The organism is Micromonospora inaquosa (genome assembly GCF_003857055.1).
Taxonomy (GTDB): Bacteria; Actinomycetota; Actinomycetes; order Mycobacteriales; family Micromonosporaceae; genus Micromonospora; species Micromonospora inaquosa.
This window is the reverse complement of sequence record NZ_QGSZ01000374.1, coordinates 26,668-44,654: the sequence shown is the minus strand read 5'-3', so window position 1 is coordinate 44,654 and position 17,987 is coordinate 26,668. Positions and strand designations below refer to the sequence as shown.

Annotated in this window: 8 protein-coding genes; all 8 read left to right on the top strand. The window is 73.2% G+C overall.

The genetic code is table 11. The features are described from left to right. Positions 1–181: 181 nt before the first annotated feature. The 8 genes from DLJ59_RS33995 to DLJ59_RS33960 all read left to right on the top strand — a co-directional run bounded on the left by DLJ59_RS33995 (position 182) and on the right by DLJ59_RS33960 (position 17,820). Complete coding sequence (locus DLJ59_RS33995) at positions 182–409, top strand: winged helix-turn-helix domain-containing protein (RefSeq protein WP_124778206.1); 228 nt, start codon at positions 182–184, stop codon at positions 407–409. Between the two features lie 184 nt (positions 410–593). Beyond that, positions 594–2,744 (top strand): alpha-1,4-glucan--maltose-1-phosphate maltosyltransferase, encoded by a 2,151-nt coding sequence (locus DLJ59_RS33990; protein ID WP_244236378.1) that lies wholly within the window; start codon positions 594–596, stop codon positions 2,742–2,744. Beyond that, positions 2,732–4,834 (top strand): 1,4-alpha-glucan branching protein GlgB, encoded by a 2,103-nt coding sequence (glgB, locus tag DLJ59_RS33985; protein ID WP_124778205.1) that lies wholly within the window; start codon positions 2,732–2,734, stop codon positions 4,832–4,834. The genes DLJ59_RS33990 and glgB overlap by 13 nt, the downstream gene beginning before the upstream one ends. Before the next feature lie 247 nt (positions 4,835–5,081). Continuing rightward, the gene (locus tag DLJ59_RS33980; protein WP_124778204.1) at positions 5,082–5,939 is read left to right on the top strand and encodes a DUF4132 domain-containing protein; all 858 of its coding nucleotides are present in this window, start codon (positions 5,082–5,084) and stop codon (positions 5,937–5,939) included. After that, on the top strand, positions 5,936–10,975 hold the full coding sequence (locus tag DLJ59_RS33975; RefSeq protein WP_208648932.1) for a hypothetical protein: 5,040 nt from the start codon (positions 5,936–5,938) through the stop codon (positions 10,973–10,975). The genes DLJ59_RS33980 and DLJ59_RS33975 overlap by 4 nt, the downstream gene beginning before the upstream one ends. Positions 10,976–11,009: 34 nt before the next feature. Beyond that, entirely contained in the window at positions 11,010–12,200 is a 1,191-nt protein-coding gene (locus DLJ59_RS33970) for an ATP-binding protein (RefSeq protein ID WP_208648931.1), read from the top strand. A gap of 50 nt (positions 12,201–12,250) precedes the next feature. Beyond that, entirely contained in the window at positions 12,251–15,904 is a 3,654-nt protein-coding gene (locus tag DLJ59_RS37790; RefSeq protein WP_124778203.1) for a vWA domain-containing protein, read from the top strand. Then, positions 15,901–17,820: a hypothetical protein gene (locus DLJ59_RS33960; protein ID WP_124778202.1), complete on the top strand. Its 1,920-nt coding sequence runs from the start codon at positions 15,901–15,903 to the stop codon at positions 17,818–17,820. The genes DLJ59_RS37790 and DLJ59_RS33960 overlap by 4 nt, the downstream gene beginning before the upstream one ends. Positions 17,821–17,987: the final 167 nt, after the last annotated feature.

The following is a 17,987-nucleotide window of genomic DNA, read 5'->3' as shown; positions in this document are numbered from 1 at the left end:
GTGCAGGTCAGGGTGGGTGACACGGGGGCACCACCCACCCTGACCGCGTGGAGGTACTCCGCTGCTGACGAGAGAACCTTCAAATCCAACTTAGAGTGCAGTGAGTACAGAGTCAACACAGGATGCACAGAGTGTCATGTTGGATGGCATGCTCAGAGGGCTGACGAGAGGTGGCCCTGCCATGCCGAGACAACCTGTGTACGAGCAGGTCATCGACGACGTGATCCGCTCGATCCAGTCCGGCGCGCTCCAGCCCGGCGACAAGTTGCCGTCCATCGCGGAACTCGGCGAGCAGTACCGAGCCAGTGCCACGCCCATCAGGCTGGCCCTGCGGATCTTGGATGAGCGGGGCTGGATCGAGGTACACCAGGGCAAGGGGTCGTTCGTGGCGCCGGAACCGCCGGCCTGAAGCTGTTCGGGTCTCTCGCCGGCCTAGATCCACTCGGCTTTCCGGAAACCGCCGTATCCGGGTCGCGCTGATACCGCGGTTTCATGGAACGCGTGTCGATCTTGGCCGAGCCGGCGTCGCGCCAGGCCGGCAACGTCCGGTGCTTGGCCGCGCGCGAACGGATCTCGCGCAGTAGGTTGGCGGGGTGACTGGACGGTTCCCGATCGAAGACGTCTCCCCCGTCGTCTCGTGCGGGCGGTACCCGGCAAAGGCCGTGGTCGACGAACCGGTTCCGGTGTCGGCGCGCGCCTACCGGGAGGGGCACGACGCGCTGGGCTGCAACGTGGTGTGGGCTGGTCCGGACGGCGAGCAACGGCCGTTCACCCGGATGCGCCCCGGCGAGCCCGGCCAGGACCGCTGGCACGCCACCATCGCGCCGGACGCCGTCGGCCCGTGGACCTTCTCCGTGGAGGCGTTTCAGGACCCGTACCTGACCTGGCAGAACGCGGTGACCAAGAAGATCGCCGCCGGGCAGGGTCCGGAGGATCTGGCCAACGACCTGGCCGAGGGCGCGCGGGTGCTCGCCGCCGCCCGGGTCCTCGTCCCGACCGCCGACCGGCCCCGGGTCGCCGACGCGCTCACCGCGCTGGTCGACACCGACCTGCCGCTGCCCCAGCGGGTCGACCCGGCGCTCGCGCTGGCCGACCTGCTCTGGGAGCACCCGGTGCGGGAGCTGGTCACCGCCGGTGACACGTACTCGATCTGGGTTGACCGCAAGCGGGCGCTCTACTCGGCCTGGTACGAGTTCTTCCCCCGCTCCGAAGGGGCGGTCGGTGGCCGGTCCGGCACCTTCGCGACCGCCACCGAGCGGCTGCCGGGGGTGGCCGCGATGGGCTTCGACGTGCTCTACCTGCCGCCGATCCACCCGATCGGCCGGGTCAACCGCAAGGGCCCCAACAACGCGCTCACCGCCGGGCCGACCGACGTGGGCTCGCCGTGGGCGATCGGCGCCGCCGAGGGCGGCCACGACACGATCCACCCCGACCTGGGTACGCCGGCGGACTTCCGGGCCTTCATCCAGGCGGCTGCCGCGCAGGGCCTGGAAGTGGCGATGGACCTGGCGTTGCAGTGCGCGCCGGACCACCCGTGGGTCACCGAGCACCCGGAGTGGTTCACCACCCGGGCCGACGGCAGCATCGCGTACGCGGAGAACCCGCCGAAGAAGTACCAGGACATCTACCCGGTCAACTTCGACAACGACCCGGAGGGCATCCGGGCCGAGGTGCTGCGGGTGGTGCTGCACTGGGTCGGCGAGGGCATCCGGATCTTCCGGGTGGACAACCCGCACACCAAGCCGTTCGACTTCTGGCACTGGCTGATCGCCGAGGTGAAGGCGGTCGATGAGGACGTGCTGTTCCTGGCCGAGGCGTTCACCCGGCCGGCCATCATGCACGGCCTCGGAAAGATCGGCTTCACCCAGTCGTACACCTATTTCACCTGGCGCACGACGGCCGCCGAGATGCGGGCGTACTGCGAGGAGCTGATCGAGGCGGCCGACTACATGCGGCCGAACTTCTGGCCGAACACCCCGGACATCCTGCACTCCTCGTTGCAGCACGGCGGACCGCCGATGTTCAAGATCCGGGCGGTGCTGGCCGCGCTGCTCTCCCCCTCCTGGGGTGTCTACGCCGGGTACGAGCTGTTCGAGCACGTCGCCCGGCCGGGCGCCGAGGAATACCTGGACAACGAGAAGTACGAGCTGCGACCGCGGGACTGGGCCGGCGCCGAGGCGCAGGGCCGCTCGCTGGCGCCGTTCCTGGCCACCCTCAACCGGGTACGCCACGACAACCCGGCAGTGCACCAGCTGCGCAACCTGCGCTTCCACGAGATCGACAACCCGGCGCTGCTCTGCTGGTCCAAGCACGACCCGCAGACCGGCAACACGGTCATCGTGGTCTGCTCGTTCGACTCGCACACCGTGCAGTGGGGCAACACCACCCTCGACATGCCGGCGCTCGGCTTCGACTGGCACGAACGGTTCACGGTGCACGACGAGCTGACCGGCACCAACTACGACTGGGGTCAGCGCAACGCGGTACGCCTCGACCCGTACCTGCAACCCGCGCACGTGTTGACGGTGCGTCGCCCGACCCCGCCGACCCAGCCGCAGCTGGCCGGTACCGAGCCGGCCGACCTCACCGTCGCCGAGGTGCCGGACGACCTTTCCGGGGGCACCGCGCCGACGACCCCGGCCACGGTGGCGGCCCGCCTGTCCGCGGCCCGTTCGGCTGCCACCCGCCCGTCCCGTTCCGCGCCGACCGCTCCCGCCCCGAAGGACGCCCGATGGACCAGCTGATCTCCGGCGCGACGCACGACCCGCACGCGCTGCTCGGCGCGCACCCCACCGACTCCTCGACGACGATCCGCACCATGCGTCGGGGCGCTGGCGACGTCGCGCTGCTCGTCGGCGACGAGCGGTACGAGATGAAGCGGGTGCACGACGTGGGCGTCTTCGAGGCGCAGGTCGACGGCGTCGTGCTCGACTACCGGGTGGAGGTCGACGGCACCGCCCACGACGACCCGTACCGCTACCCGCCGACCCTCGGCGAGCTGGACCTGCACCTGATCCGCGAGGGCCGGCACGAGCGACTGTGGGAGGCGCTCGGCGCCCGGGTCTTCGACGAGGGCGTCGCGTTCAGCGTCTGGGCGCCCAACGCCCGCGGGGTGCGGGTGGTCGGCGACTTCACCGGCTGGGGGCCCGACGACGGCTGGCCGATGCGGTCACTCGGCTCCAGCGGCGTGTGGGAGCTGTTCGTCCCCAACGCCCGGGTCGGCGCCCGCTACAAGTACCGGGTGCTGGGCGCCGACGGGCAGTGGCGCGACAAGGCCGACCCCCTCGCCGCGTACGCGGAGGTGCCGCCGGCCACCGCCTCGGTGGTGCACCACTCGACGTACCGGTGGAACGACGCGGACTGGCTGACCCGCCGGGCCGAACGGCAGCCGCACCAGGAACCGATGAGCGTCTACGAGGTGCACCTCGGCTCGTGGCGGCCCGGCCTGGGCTACCGCGAGCTGGCCGAGCAGCTCACCGCGTACGTCACCGAGCTGGGCTTCACGCACGTGGAGTTTCTGCCGGTGATGGAACACCCGTTCGGTGGCTCCTGGGGTTACCAGGTGACCGGTTACTACGCGCCGACCTCCCGGTTCGGCGACCCGGACGACTTCCGCTTCCTCGTCGACCGGCTGCACGCGGCCGGCATCGGTGTGCTCCTCGACTGGGTGCCCGCGCACTTCCCGAAGGACGAGTGGGCCCTGGCCCGGTTCGACGGCACCCCCCTCTACGAGCACCCCGACCCGCGGCGCGGCGAGCACCCCGACTGGGGCACGTACGTCTTCGACTTCGGCCGCAACGAGGTGCGCAACTTCCTGGTCGCCAACGCGCTGTACTGGTGCGACCAGTTCCACGTCGACGGGCTGCGGGTGGACGCGGTCGCCTCGATGCTCTACCTGGACTACTCCCGCAACCACGGCGAGTGGGCCCCCAACCAGTACGGCGGTCGGGAGAACCTGGAGGCCATCGCGTTCCTGCAGGAGGTGAACGCGACCGTCTACAAGCACCACGCCGGGGTCGTGATGATCGCCGAGGAGTCCACCGCCTGGCCGGGGGTCACCCGCTCCACCGCCGAGGGCGGGCTGGGCTTCGGCTTCAAGTGGAACATGGGCTGGATGCACGACACCCTGCTCTACACCTCGAAGGACCCGATCTACCGCCAGCACCACCACCACCAGCTCACCTTCTCCCTGGCGTACGCCTGGAGCGAGAACTACGTGCTGCCGATCAGCCACGACGAGGTGGTGCACGGCAAGGGCTCACTGGCCGGCAAGATGCCCGGCGACACCTGGCAGCGGCTGGCGAACGTGCGGGCGCTGCTGGCGTACAAGTGGGCGCACCCGGGCAAGCAACTGCTCTTCATGGGCTCCGAGCTGGCCGACGACCGGGAGTGGAGCGAGGAACGGGGCCTCGACTGGTACCTGCTGCACGACCCGGCCCGCGCCGGCGTGCAACGCCTCGTCGGCGACCTCAACCGGATCTACCGGGACACCCCGGCGCTCTGGGCACAGGACACCGAGCCGGCCGGCTTCCGCTGGATCGCCGGTGACGACGTCGCCAACAACACCGTGTCGTTCGTCCGGATCGCCCCGGACGGCTCGACGCTGGTCTGCGTGGCGAACTTCTCCGCCCAGCCGCTGCACGACTACCGGGTCGGGTTGCCGGCCGGCGGGACGTGGACGGAGGTGCTCAACACCGACGCGCACCACTACGGCGGGTCGGGGGTGGGCAACCTGGGTGAGGTGCGGGCCGAGGACGTGCCGTGGCACGGAATGGTGGCGTCAGCAGCCCTCCAGGTCCCCCCACTGGGCGTCATCTGGCTTCGCCGCAACTGAGCGCGCGGGTGCACGCCGGCGTCGCGGCGCGTGCCCGACCGTCCGCTGGTACAACCGAACCAGCCGGTTCTGCGACTTATGCAGGCCCGGTCCTTCTCGTCCCGCCGCTCGGCCCCGGCCCCCACCGCCGCCCGGCCAACGGGTCCCTGTCGTGTCGGTCGCTACTGTTAGCCTCCCCCCTCGTTGATCAGTCTCGGCCAATTCGCCATGCAATCCGGCCGATCTGCCACTGTGGAGGGCGATCCTGATGGGCTGGGTAGCGGTGGGCGACTCCTACGAAGTCTCCCTTGTGGACGGAAAGATGGCGGCACGGTCCACCGGCTCACGGGCCAGCGGTCGTCCACTCAAGACACTCCCAAAGGCGCTGCGCGACGACCCCGAGGTGGACCGGCTGCGCCAGCTCAGCCAGTGGCTGGATCGACACGCCGCCGAATGCCTGGCGCGGGTCGACGCCTGGGTGGTGTCCTCACTGCCGGTGCCGACCGGGCTGCTGGCCCGGGTCTGGCCGGACCCGGCCTGGCAGGGCGCGCTGCGCGACCTGGTGGTGCTCGGGGACGACCCGGCCGAGCCGGGCTTCCTGCGGGACGTCACGGACACCGGTGACCTCCGGGTGGTCAACCTCGACGGGGACACCGTCCGGCTCTCGCCGGTCAGCGCCACGCTGCCCCACCCGGTGCGCGTACCCGATCTGGCGGACCTGCGCGAGTTCGCCGACGAACTGGACATCACCCAGCGGGTCGAGCAATTACGCCGGGACACGTGGGTCAGGCCGGCCAACCTGAAGGACCGGGACACCACGATCAATGACTTCCACGGCAACACGGTCCCCAACCGGCTGGCCGCCCGGGCCGCCACGCTCGGCTTCCGGGTCTCCGGCTCCCAGGTCAGGTGCCGGGTCTGGGAGGCCGGCCGCACGGTCGAGGCCGTCATGTGGTTCGACGAGGACTACTGGGACCCCGAGGCGACCCTCGGCAGCCTCTCCTGGTCCGTCGTGGACGGGCCGACGTTGCGGTTGACCGAGGTCGGGCCGGTGGCCTGGTCGGAAGGAATACGGATGGCGACGGCCCTGTCCGGCGCTCTGACCCGCATGGGGGAGAAGGCGTGACCGGGATGACGACCACCTCGGACGGGAAATCGGCGGAGAGCCTGCTGGCCGCCGGCGCGGTGCTGCCAATCAGCACCGCCGGCGCCGGCGACCGGGCAGTGCCCCTCACCGCCCGCACCTACCGGCACCCGGCTCTCGACGACCGGCCGGTGGTCCGCCTGGTCGACGCGGCCCTCGGCGAGGGCGAGGACATGGCCGTCGGGTTCCTCGGTCTGACGCCGGGCGCCGAGCCGGCCCTCGTCGGGCTGGGCCCCCGCCGCCCGCTGGCCTTCCCGGAGTGGGTGCTGGTGCACCGCCCGGCGGACGGCCGGCACGCGTTGGCGGTGGTGCCGGAGCTGCAGAAACTGGCCAAGCAGGTCCGGTCACGGCCGAAGGCCGCCCTGGACGGGCACCAGAGCCTCGCCGACCGCTTCGCCCGTACGCTGCCGCACTTCCTGCCGACCTTCTTCGAGCAGGCGGCGCGGGTGTTTCTGGCCGCCGGACAGGACACCTACGCGACGCAGTTGTTCAACAAGGCGCGCAAGGCGGAGGCGCAGCACGGCCTGCCGGTCGACCTGAACCGGCTGGACGAGGTCTACGTGGAATTCGCGGCGGCCAAGGTGGTCTCCGCGACCGCGCTGGCCGGCCACGCGAAGGAACTGTCCGCCCAGTTGCCGGCCGACGAGGCGCTGTCGCGGTTCTGCCGGCTGGCGCTGCGGGCAGCGGCCGCCGGCGTGGTTCCCTCCGCGCAGTTGGCCAGCGCGGTGCAGCGGCTGGTCCGGGCCGCCACCAAGTCCGCTGGTGCGGCCGGCGCCGCCGAGGTCGCCGACCGCGAGGCGGCCTACCTGACCGAGCTGCTGCGGCTGCCGGTGGCCGCCGAGGCGCCGGCGGGCTGGTGGAAGGTGCACCAGCCGACGGTGACGGCGCTGGCCGGTCGCGACCCGGCGATCCGTGGCAGCCTGCTCGATCTGATGCCCGCCAACCAAAACAACCTGGCCATGTGGCTGGCCTTGTTGGCCGACACCGGTGCGCTCGCCGGACTCTCCGACCCGGAGGTGCCGGACGCGGCCCGCCCGCAGGATGGGTCCGTCGGCTGGTTGCGCCGCTTCCTGAACCGGACCAACCTGGACCGCCACCGGCCATTGCGGGAGCTGTACCCACTCGTCGAGCGGATGGCCGCCCGGCTACGCGCCGAGCTGGCTGACAGCGGCGAGGCCCTCGCCGTCGCCGGCGACCTGGACCTGCTCGACCTGCTGCTCACCCTCGACCTGCCGGTCGCGCCGCCGAAGGAACGCGACACCCTGGACCTGGCGCGTTGGGTGAATGCCGAGGGAGATCGGGAGTTGCTCGCCCTGGCCGGCGACGACCGGTTCACCGCGGCTTTGCGCCGAGGTCTCGACCAGGTCGACGACCAGAAGCAGGCTCAGCGCCGGCTGGCCGGGACGCAGGGCATCCGGCCCCTGCTGGCCGACTGGCTGCGGGCACGGATCCGCGACCGGTTCACCACCGGGCTGCCGTACCTTCCGGAGGCGGTGAAGTGGCTGGGCAACCTCCCGGTCGAGACGTTGCGCCTGGTCTTCGACGACCTCGACGGGCCCGCCGCGCAGGCCGCGGGCGGCGAGCTCAGGCAGGCCCTCGACGTCGACCTCGCCGGGCACGTCGCCCGCAGTCTGCGCGGCGGGCTCCTCGACGAGCTGGGCTGGCCGGACTGGGAGCAGGCCTGGCAGGAGGTGACCGGCGGCGACCGGCGGGTCGAGGTGACCCAGCAGGACGCCTGGCCGTACCTGATCATGGGCGGGCCGACCACGGTGCGCGTGCTCGGCGCCGAGGGCATCGTGCTCCGCCACGACCTGCGCATCCCGGCCGGCGACATGTGGCACCAGCCCGGTTACCACTACGTCGACGGCCAACTCCTCGTCTTCTGGCAATCCCGGTCGTCCAACTACGACCTGCGCGGCTACTGGCACTCGTCGCCCGGCGAGCTGCAGGCCATCAACGGCTGTCTTCGCGGTCAGTGGCGCCCGAACAAGATCACTCTGCCGCTTGCCGGCGGCGGACGGACCACCGGCGACGGCGTGCTGTACCCCGGTGATACCGCTGTCCCGGTGGAGCTGCCGATCATCACCGACGGCACCTCCTACTGGGTCTACCGCCGCGAGGAGAACAGCGACTACGGCTGGCGCGAGTACGACCCGGCCAGCAACACCCACGGTCGGCGCAGCCTGCCCCGGTTCCTGACCGAGTCGCCGGTGAGCGGAAGCCGCCTCCAGGAGTCGGCCAGCTGGCTACGGCCGGCCCTGTCCGACCGGGACACCCCGGCCGCCGCTCCGGTGGGCGGTCTACTCGGATGGCGGGTGGTCACCCTGCCGGACGGCGCGGTGCGCGGCGAGGACCTGGCTGGTCGTACCGTCACCGTGGCCGCGGGACAGGAACCGATCGCGGCGCTGATGCTGCCCGGCGACGACCGGCCAAGGGCCGTCCTTGAGGGTTTCGTCCTGGTCGACCCGGACGGTGTGGTGTCAGCCACCGCCGGAGCGACGTCCGGCCGGCCCTACACCGCCAGGGTGGTCCCGTTGCCGAGGCGGGAGTTCCTCGGCAACATGCTGCACCGGGACCCGGCCGGCTCCGCGGCCCTGCGCCGGGTGGACCGGGGCACCGCCGCCACGCTGTTCAAGGCTGCCCTCGACGAACGCCGCGCCGCCATGGCCGAAGCGGCCGCACGGGCCGCAGCCCGGGCGACGACCCGATCCGGGTTGGCCGTGGCCCTGCAGGCCAGCACCGGCCTTCCCATCGCCCTCCCGGGAACCGTGGTCGGCCCATCGGCCGGCCCATCCCCCACCGACGATGGCGAGGACGCGTTGGTCGAACTGGTCCGCTCGACGTTGCCGACCATCAGCCACGACGCGCTGGTGGCCGGGGTGGCTGGCGTGCTGCGACTGGCCGCCAATGTGCGCACCGACCTGGAGGTGGTAGGCGAGCGGCTCACCAAGTCGCTGTCCGCCCCGAAGGCGGTGGCACCGGCGGCCACCGCGAGCGGACCGACCGACGAGCAGCTCAGGCTGGCGCTGAACGGTCTGCGCTCGACCGTCAGGGCGAGCAGCTCGACTTACGCCTTCACCCAGTTCCAGGTGATCGCCACCCAGCGAGCCGCCGCCTCCGGGAACGAACCCACCGTACGGCTGCACCTCGACGGGCCGCCGCTGCCGGTCACTCTGGACTGGTGGGACCTGCTCGGCGCTGTCGCCGCCGTCGCCTACCGGGCGGTCGCGGCGGTCACCCCGGACGAACACCGGGAGACGCTGCGCGCCCTGCTCACCGAGCTGGACCGGCTCGATCTGAGCACGGCGGCCGAACCAGCCCGCTGGCGTCGATTCTCGCTGTACCTGCGCGACGACGACCTCACCAACCTCGACGGCGCACGCCGATCCCCCCGGCCGGGCATCCTGCCGCTGCCCGACGGCGCGTTCATCGCCATGCTCAACCACTCCGGCACCGCCGGCGGCTACCTCTTCGACGCGCTGTACCACGACCCGGCCGGCGTGTTCGCCGTTCCCGAGCCGTACACCGTGCGATCCTCGGCGCCGGTCGGTGACGAACGGCCGGCCGGCTGGCTGACCGGTTTCCGCACCGAGTGGGCCACGCGCGGTGCACTACCCTGGCGGCCGGAAGCGGCCGAGCAGTTCGCCGAGCTGACCGGCGTCACCCCCACCGCCGGGAAGCTGGTGCTGGCCGGACTGCTGTACGGAAACTCGATGAACCCCGCCACGCCCGAGTTGCTCAAGGCCCTCGGGATCAGGCAGGTCCGCGAGGTCAACCTGGCCTACGAGTTACTGCACGAGTCAAGCCCGGCGGTCCGGCTGGCCACAGTCTCGGCGCTGCTGCCGGACGACCCGGCCCGGCTGTGGACCGACGGTGTGGACGTGGCCGCCGCCGCGAGGGTCTGGAACGCCGCCGTGGGACGCCGGGCTGTGGTACCCGAACAGCTCTTCGTCGACGCGGTGGGCGCGGTCAGCACCGACTGGGCACCCACGAAGGCGTTGCCGGCGCTGCTCGACCCCGCCCGCTCGGCCGAGCTGAGCACCGACCTGACCTTCGGAATCAAGGGCGATCGGGCCCAGCCGGCTGACGGCCAGCCAACGGGTTTCACCGGAGAGGTGCTGTGCTCCGCGGTCACCCTGGCCGCCTGGGTCGCCCACCACACCCCGGCCGGCGATCCGTGCCGGGCAGCGCTGCCCGGCGCGCTGGCTCAGATCCGGGATCGGCTGGCCAACCCGCACCTGCTGCTCGACCTCAACGAGTACGTCTCCCTGCCCGCGTTCCGCCAGGTGGCTGGCACCCCGTCGGAAACCGGCCCGGGCTGGGAACGCTACGGCGCCATCGTCCTGGCTACCGCCGACGCCCGACCCTCGCCCGCGCTGCGGCCGGACCTGCTCAACGTCGACGGAACGGACCCGTACCTGCCGGCGCTGCGGGGCGACGCCACCAAGCCGTACCCGATGGAGGTGGCGCTTCGGCTGGTCCGCGACCCACGCTTCGCGGCGCTGCTCGGCGATCCGGGGGAGCCGGGCGGCGGCGCGCGGGCGGCGGACGGGACCTGGTGGCCGCAGGACCCGACCCGGTCGGTGCCCGATCTGGTCGCCGAGGCAGCCGGGGAAAACGGCCTGGGTGCTGACGCGGCGGCGGTGTACCTGATGCTGCTGGCCATGCCGGACCCAACCGACCGCGACACGACGAAGTGGACCGGCTGGAAGCCAGCCCGGCTGAAAGCGGCCCGCGCCGAACTGGCCGGCACCGCACTGGTCGTCGAGGCCAGCCGGTCCCGGGCCGGCCGGTCGCTGTTCCTGCCCGGCCCGTGGCTGGAGCGCGGCCACGGGCAGAAACCGATCGAGGGCTGGAAGACCAATCTATTCGACCTCGCACCGGACGGTACGGCCGGGCTCAGCGTGACCGTCCCGTTCGAGCCTGCCGCCGACCTCTACCGGCGGGCCTGGCAACGCCTCCGCGACGGCGACCGGCCCCGATTCGACAACCTGCCCACCCGCGGCCCCCGCCGCTGACCCGCCCGAACCAGAGAGAGATCGAGGAATATCAGTGACCGTGACGGAACACGTCCGCCCCACCGTGGTGCCGGAGACCGCCGCCCAGGTCCTCTCCGCCGAACAGCGGTACGCCGACGAGTTGGCCTTCCTGGCCGCGTACGACGACGGGGCCCGGCCACCGGGTTGGGCGTTGACCCCGCGCGCCGTGGTCACCTTCATCCGGGGCAGCGACGGCGAGGCGCTGAAGCTGCCCGCCGACCGGCGCACCTGCCCGGCCGGCACCGAACTGCCGGCCAGCATGACCATAGCGGCGAAGTTCGTCGGCGAGCGGAGCCTGGTCGAACGGTGCGTGGTCACCTTGGCCGGCGAGCGGGGCCTGCTGCTGGTCGGTGAGCCCGGTACCGCCAAGTCCATGCTGTCCGAGCTGCTGGCCGCCGCGGTCTGCGGCACCAGCGCGCTGACCGTGCAAGGCACCGCCGGCACCACCGAGGACGCCTTCCGGTACGGCTGGAACTACGCCCTGCTGCTCGCCCAGGGCCCGACCCCACAGGCGCTGGTCGACTCGCCGGTGCTGACCGGGATGCGCACCGGCCGGGTCGTCCGGATCGAGGAGATCACCCGCTGCCTGCCCGAGGTGCAGGACGCGCTGGTGTCCATCCTGTCCGACCGGCGGATGAACGTACCGGAGCTGAGCGGCACCGAAGACGCCCTGATCCGCGCGGCACCGGGGTTCAGCGTGATCGCCACCGCCAACCTGCGGGACCGGGGCGTGTCGGAGATGTCCTCTGCCCTCAAGCGCCGGTTCAACTTCGAGACCATCCACCCGATCTCGGATGTGGACACCGAAACCGACCTGGTACGCCGGCAGGCCACCGCCGCCGTGCAGCGCGCCGGGGCGGCGTACGCCGTGGACGACGCGGTGCTGGACGCCCTGGTCACCGTGTTCCGCGACCTGCGATCCGGCCGGTCGGGCGAGGGCTGGGACGTGGAACGGCCCGGCACGGTGATGTCCACCGCCGAGGCGGTGCAGGTGGCGGCGTCGCTCGGGCTGGCCGCCGCGTACCTGCCCGGCGGGGACGCGCTCGAACTGGTCCCCGGGCACCTGCTCGGCGTGGTTCGCAAGGACGACCAGAACGACCACGCCCGCCTGCTCGGCTACTGGGACGGCCCGGTCCGCCGCCGTGCCGAGGACGGCTCGGCGATGTGGCGCCGGCTCTGGGATCTGCGGGAAAACCTGCGGTGACGAGCGCATCCCGCACGTTGCCCGATGGGGCTCCGCCGACCGTCGACTCGATGACGGCCAAAGTTTCGACGGTCGACCCACGAGCCGTGGTCGACGCGCTCGCCGATTGCGTCCGGCCGTACCTGATCGGGGTGCGGCATCACAGCCCGGCCCTGGCGGCGGTGCTCCCGGCCCTGCTTGACGCCGCCGCAGCCGAGGTGGTCTGTATCGAGCTGCCGGCCGACTTCCAGCCCTGGCTGCCGTACCTCTCCGACCCGGCAGCCCGGGCCCCGCTGGCCCTGGTCGGCAGCCACGGCGAGGACGGGCCGACGGGCTTCTACCCGTTCGCCGATTTCTCCCCGGAGCTGGCCGCGATCCGCTGGGCCCGACAGCAGGACGTCGAGGTGGTCTGCTGCGACCTGCCGCTGACCGACCCCGGCTGGAGCGCCGACACCATCGACCCGACCACCGACTCCGACTCGCCCGAGCCGGCCGCCGGTGGCGACCCGGACGCCGGTGAACCAGTGCGCGGCCCGCGCCGGTCCGGCTACGCCGCCGCCCTCAGCGCCAGCGGCACCGGCCGCGACGGCGACGACCTATGGGACCGGGTGGTCGAGGTGCAAGCCCCGGGCTGCCCGCCGGAGGCGGTCCGACGGGCCGCCCTCGGCGTCGGCTGGGCGATGCGTACCGACAGCGCCAGCAGCGACGGCATACCGGCCCGGGACCTGGCCCGCGAGCGACACATGCGCCGGGTGCTGGCCGAGGCCGGCGGGGACGGCCGTCGGGTCGCCGCCGTCATCGGGGCCTTCCACGCCCCGGCCCTGCTCGCCACCCCGTCTACCGACGCCGGCCCCGCCCCGACCGCCAGCACGGCCGGTGCCGCCACACAGGCCGGTTCGGTCCGGTCCGTGACGACCCGGCCCGGGCCGGCCACCAAGGACGGCGGCACGGCGGTCACCTCGCTGGTGCCGTACGCGTTCGACCTGCTCGACTCCCGCTCCGGCTACCCGGCCGGGATCCGTGACCCCCGCTGGCAGCAGTCCGTCTTCACCGCTGCCGGCGACCCAGAACAGATCCGGGCCGCCGCCGCACGGGCGGTCACCGACCTCTGCCGGGAACTCCGCTCGGCCGGTCACAGCGCCGGTACCGGCGAGGCCGCCGAGACGGTACGGCTGGCCGGCGACCTGGCCCGATTGCGGAACCTGCCCGCTCCCGGCCGGGGCGAGGTGCTGGAGGCGGTGACCACCGTGCTCGGCCAGGGTGAGCTGCTCGGCCGCGGCCGAGCGCTGGCCAAGGCGCTGGAGATTGTGCTGGTTGGCGCCGAGCGCGGCCGGATCGCCCCCGGTACGCCGCGGTCCGGCCTCGGTCCCGCGGTCGAGGCGGAACTCACCGCGCTGCGGCTGCCCAACCCGGACAGCCCGAAGTCCCGCGAGGTCCGGCTGGATCCGCTGCGCACCGAGCTGGACGGGCGACGGGAGATCCTGCTGCAACGCTTGCAGATCTGCGGCGTCGGCTACGGCGAGCCGACCGTGGTCTCCGGCACCGGCGACGGTACCGCCCTGACCACCCGTTGGCAGCTGGCCTGGACGCCGTCCGTGGCGGCCCGGCTGGACCTGGTCGGCGTACGCGGAGTGACCGCAGCGCTGGCCGCGACCGGCACCCTGCGGGACCGGTTCCGCCGGGAGGCCGCCGACGGCGGCCCCACCGCCGCGCAGTTGCTCACCGGGCTGCGCGACGCCGCCCGTTGCGACCTGCCCGAGCTGGTCACCGACCGGCTCGAGCTGGCCACCGTGGTGCTGCCTGGCACCGGCACGCTGCCCGAGTTGCTGGCCGCCCTGGACCTGCTGGAGGCCCTGCGCCGCGCGCATCTGCCCGGCACCACCGCCGACGGCCGGGTCCGGGCCGCCGAGCTGGCCGTCGTGCTGCTGGATGCGGCGGTACGCGGGCTGCCGGGCCTCGCCGGCAGCGACGCCACCACCGACGCCGCCGCGCTGGTCGACCTCGCGGTCCGCGCCGGCGAGGATCGGATCGGCCTACGCCTGGACGAGGCCCTCGGCCACCTGACCCGGGCCGGTTCGCCGCTGATCCAGGGCGCTGCCCTGGCCGCCCGGGTGCTGCTCGACCTGACCGCCCTCGAGGTCCTGGGCACCCGGATGGCCGGCTGGATCGACGCGGCGACCGGACCGGACAGCCGGCGGCAGCTGCACCGGCTGCTCGGGGGTCTGCTCACCGCGGCGCATCCACTGCTGCAGTCCGCCCCGGCCGCGTTGGACCCGTTGCTGGAACGGATCGAGCGGCTCACCGACACCGAGTTCCTGGACCGGCTGCCGGCGCTGCGGGGCGGATTCGACGTGCTCACCCCGGCGGCCCGGGGCCGGCTGCTGCACACCGTCGCCGACCGGCTCGGCGATCGGCTCGATCTGGCACTGTCCGTCTCGCCCGAGATGCTGGCCCGCTGGACCGCCGCCGACCTCGCCGGCCGGGCCGCCCTGATCGCCCGCCACATACCGATCCCGGGCACGCCGAACGGCTCCGCCGACACCGGACCCGGCCCGGAAATGCCGACCGGCTCCGCCGACACCGAACCCGACCTGGACACATCGGCCGCCCAGCTCAACCCCACCGACCGGTGGCGGCTGCTCCTCGGCCGCCAACCCGACCGGTTGCCGGCCGGCGCCCGGCGCTACGCCCTCGCCCTGGACGAGCTGTACGGGGCGGGCCAGGGCGAGGGCGCCACCGACCTCGGCCAGGCGGCCGGTGGTGGTGGCCAGGGAGCCTCCTTCCCGACCGCACGCGAGTGGGCCGACGAGCTCGAGGCGCTCTTCGGCACCTCGGTACGCGAGGAGGTCATCGCCCGGGCGGCCGAGAACGGCCGTACCGACGTGCTCGCCGAGCTCGACCCGGCCGCGGTACGCCCCTCGATGGAGCTGCTGACCTCGGTGCTGTCACTGGCCGGCGGGCTGCCCGAGGGGCACCTGGCCAAGCTGCGGCCACTGGTCCGGCGGCTGGTCGAGGAACTGACCAAACAGTTGGCCACCCAGGTGCGTCCGGCGTTGACCGGGCTGAGTAACACACGTCCGTCCCGCCGTCCCGGCGGCCGGATCAACCTCGCCCGTACGCTCCGGGGGAACCTGCAGCACACCCAGCGGCTCGACGACGGCCGGACGGTCGTGGTGCCGGAACGCCCGGTCTTCAACACCCGGACCCGCAGGGAGGCCGACTGGCGGCTGGTGCTGGTGGTCGACGTGTCCGGTTCGATGGAGGCGTCGGTGGTGTGGTCGGCGTTGACGGCCGCCGTGCTGGGCGGGGTGCCGACCCTCTCCACCCACTTCCTCGCCTTCTCCACCGAGGTGGTCGACCTGACCGACCGGGTCGACGACCCGCTGTCGCTGCTGTTGGAGGTGCGCGTCGGCGGCGGTACACACATCGCCGCCGGGCTGGCCCACGCCCGCTCGCTGGTGACCGTGCCGAGCCGCACCATCGTCGCGGTGGTCAGCGACTTCGAGGAGGGCTACCCGCTGGCCGGGCTGCTCGGCGAGGTCCGCGCCCTGGCCACTTCCGGTGTGCATCTGCTCGGCTGCGCCGCGCTCAACGACAGGGGCGCGCCCTGCTATTCGGTGCCGGTCGCCGAGCAGCTCGTCGCGGCCGGGATGCCGGTCGCCGCTCTCAGCCCGCTCGAACTCGCCCGCTGGGTGGGCGATCGCATCCGCGGAGGATCACGTTGACGGACCGCACACCCACCGACCTGTTGCCACCGGTGCTGCCGGAGGTCGCCGCTGCGGCGGTGGCCGCCCTGCCACCCCGGCTGCACAAGCGGCTGGACGCCGCCGTCGGACGGCTGGCCGGGGTACCGGTCGGCCGGGTCAACGGCGGCGTATCGGTCGACTGCGGCGCCGAGGCCCTGGTCACCCTCACGCCCGGGCCGACCGGTGCGGTCACCGAAGGGCACCAGGCGCGGTGCAGTTGCCTGCTGGCGCCCCGCTGTCTGCACCGGACCGCGGTCCTGGTCGCCTGCCCGGTCGCCGATCCGGTCACCCATCCCGACTCGGCGTCCACCGGCGTGTCGTCCGCTCCCGACAGCGACGGCGCGGAACCCAGCTGGACCGGGCGAACCGAGAGATCGGCCGCCGGTCGTGCCGGCCGGAACACGGCACCGACGAAGGCGCAACGGGCCGCCGCCGGTGCGCTGTGGCGGGCCGCCTCCGCGGTGCTCGCGGCCGGCGTGCCGGCCGCCGGTGCGGTTCCCCAGGCCGAACTGCTGCGGGCCGCCCACAGCGCCCGGTTGGCCGGCCTGCCGCGGGCCGAGAGCGCCGCGCTGCGCGCGGTCCGTGGCCTGCGCGCCCACCGGGAACGACAGGCCGGCCACCGGCTGGCCCAGCTGGTCGAGGTGCTGCACGACCTGCTGTACGTGGCCGGCCGGCTGGCCACCGGTGATCCCGACCCGGCGCTGGTCGGCATCCTCCGCAGGGCCTACCAGCCGGACGGAACGCTGGAGGTGTACGGCGTCTGCCGGGAGCCGGTGATCAGCGCGAACGGCTACGCCGGGGTGGTCACCCACCTGGTCGCCGCTGACGGGCGGCGGCTCTCCTTCGGCGACGTGAAACCGGGTGGCCCGGAGCGGGCGCGGGACTGCGCCCGGGCGGTCACCGAGATGGGCGCTGTCGCGGTCAACCACGCGGTGCTGGCCCGCGGCGGCCTGCGGATCACCGGTACCACCGTTTCGCCGGACGGCCGGCTCGGCGCCGGCAAGGGGGTCCGTGCCAGCCCGCTCATCGAGACCGACTGGGCCACCGGACCGCTGGCGGAACTGTTCGCCCGGCCACTCGCCGAGGTGGTGACCGCCCAACTCGCCGCCGACGACCCGGAGGACCCGATCCGGGCCGGTACCGCGCTGGTCGGAGGTGACCTGATGATCGTGGGTGCCGTCGGCGACCAGGTGCTGGCCCGCGAGCTGGCGTCCGCCACCGACGCCGGACCGGAGCGGGAGCCGGTGCCGGACGGCCCGGTGATCCGGCTGGCGCCGGCCGATTCCCACCCGATGCTGACCCACGTGGCCAACCTGCGGCGGCTCGCCTCCCGGCCGGGTCTGCGGATCCGGGTGGTCGGCCGGCTGGACCCGGACCGGGCCAGCACACTGTGGCCACTCGCGGTCGGCCCGGTGCCCGGTGCCGCCACGACGCTCCGGCTGCCGGCGGACTGGCACGGCCGGGCGGACCTCGGCTACGACGAGATCCAGGGCGGTCACCTGCCGCCGCGTGACCCGGCTGCGATGACCGAACCGGTCCTCGCCCTCGGCGTCGACGCGGTCGCGGAGTCCCCGCTGTGGAGGGTTCGCCGGCTGGTGGAGCTGGCCGTCTCCGGCGGCCGCCGCGCCGTCGTCGAGGCGGCCCGCGGCGAGGGTACCGGGCTGACGGGTCCGCTGCGCCGCGCCGGCTTCACGACCGCCGCCACGGTGGTCTCCGCGCTCGCCGACGAGTCCGACCGGCGCGGGCGGAATGCGTTCGGGCGGCGTACCGAGCCCGACCCGGACCGGTACGCGTGGGCCTGGCTCGCCGCGACTGCCCACCTCGCCGCCACCGAGCGGGAGTTGATCCGCTCATCCTGGGACTGCCCAGGTTCGGCGCCTGCCGTTCGGCCGTAGGCGCCCGGTCGGTCGCCACCCGGGAGACGGCCCCGATGCGGTCGGCGCGGACGTCCTTGGCGCTGACGTGGATGTCGCCGAGGATCCGGGGTAGGTGCGGTTGAGCGTCATCCGCCCCGCCTCCCGTTCAGGCGGGGCGGATGGAAACGTGGCGCTCCCCCACAACC

Excerpts from the sequence above, each read along its gene's own strand:
- DLJ59_RS33995 (WP_124778206.1), top strand. The coding sequence starts at position 182 with ATGCCGAGACAACCTGTGTACGAGCAGGTCATCGACGACGTGATCCGC.
- glgB (WP_124778205.1), top strand. The coding sequence starts at position 2,732 with ATGGACCAGCTGATCTCCGGCGCGACGCACGACCCGCACGCGCTGCTC.
- DLJ59_RS33980 (WP_124778204.1), top strand. The coding sequence starts at position 5,082 with ATGGGCTGGGTAGCGGTGGGCGACTCCTACGAAGTCTCCCTTGTGGAC.
- DLJ59_RS37790 (WP_124778203.1), top strand. The coding sequence starts at position 12,251 with ATGACGGCCAAAGTTTCGACGGTCGACCCACGAGCCGTGGTCGACGCG.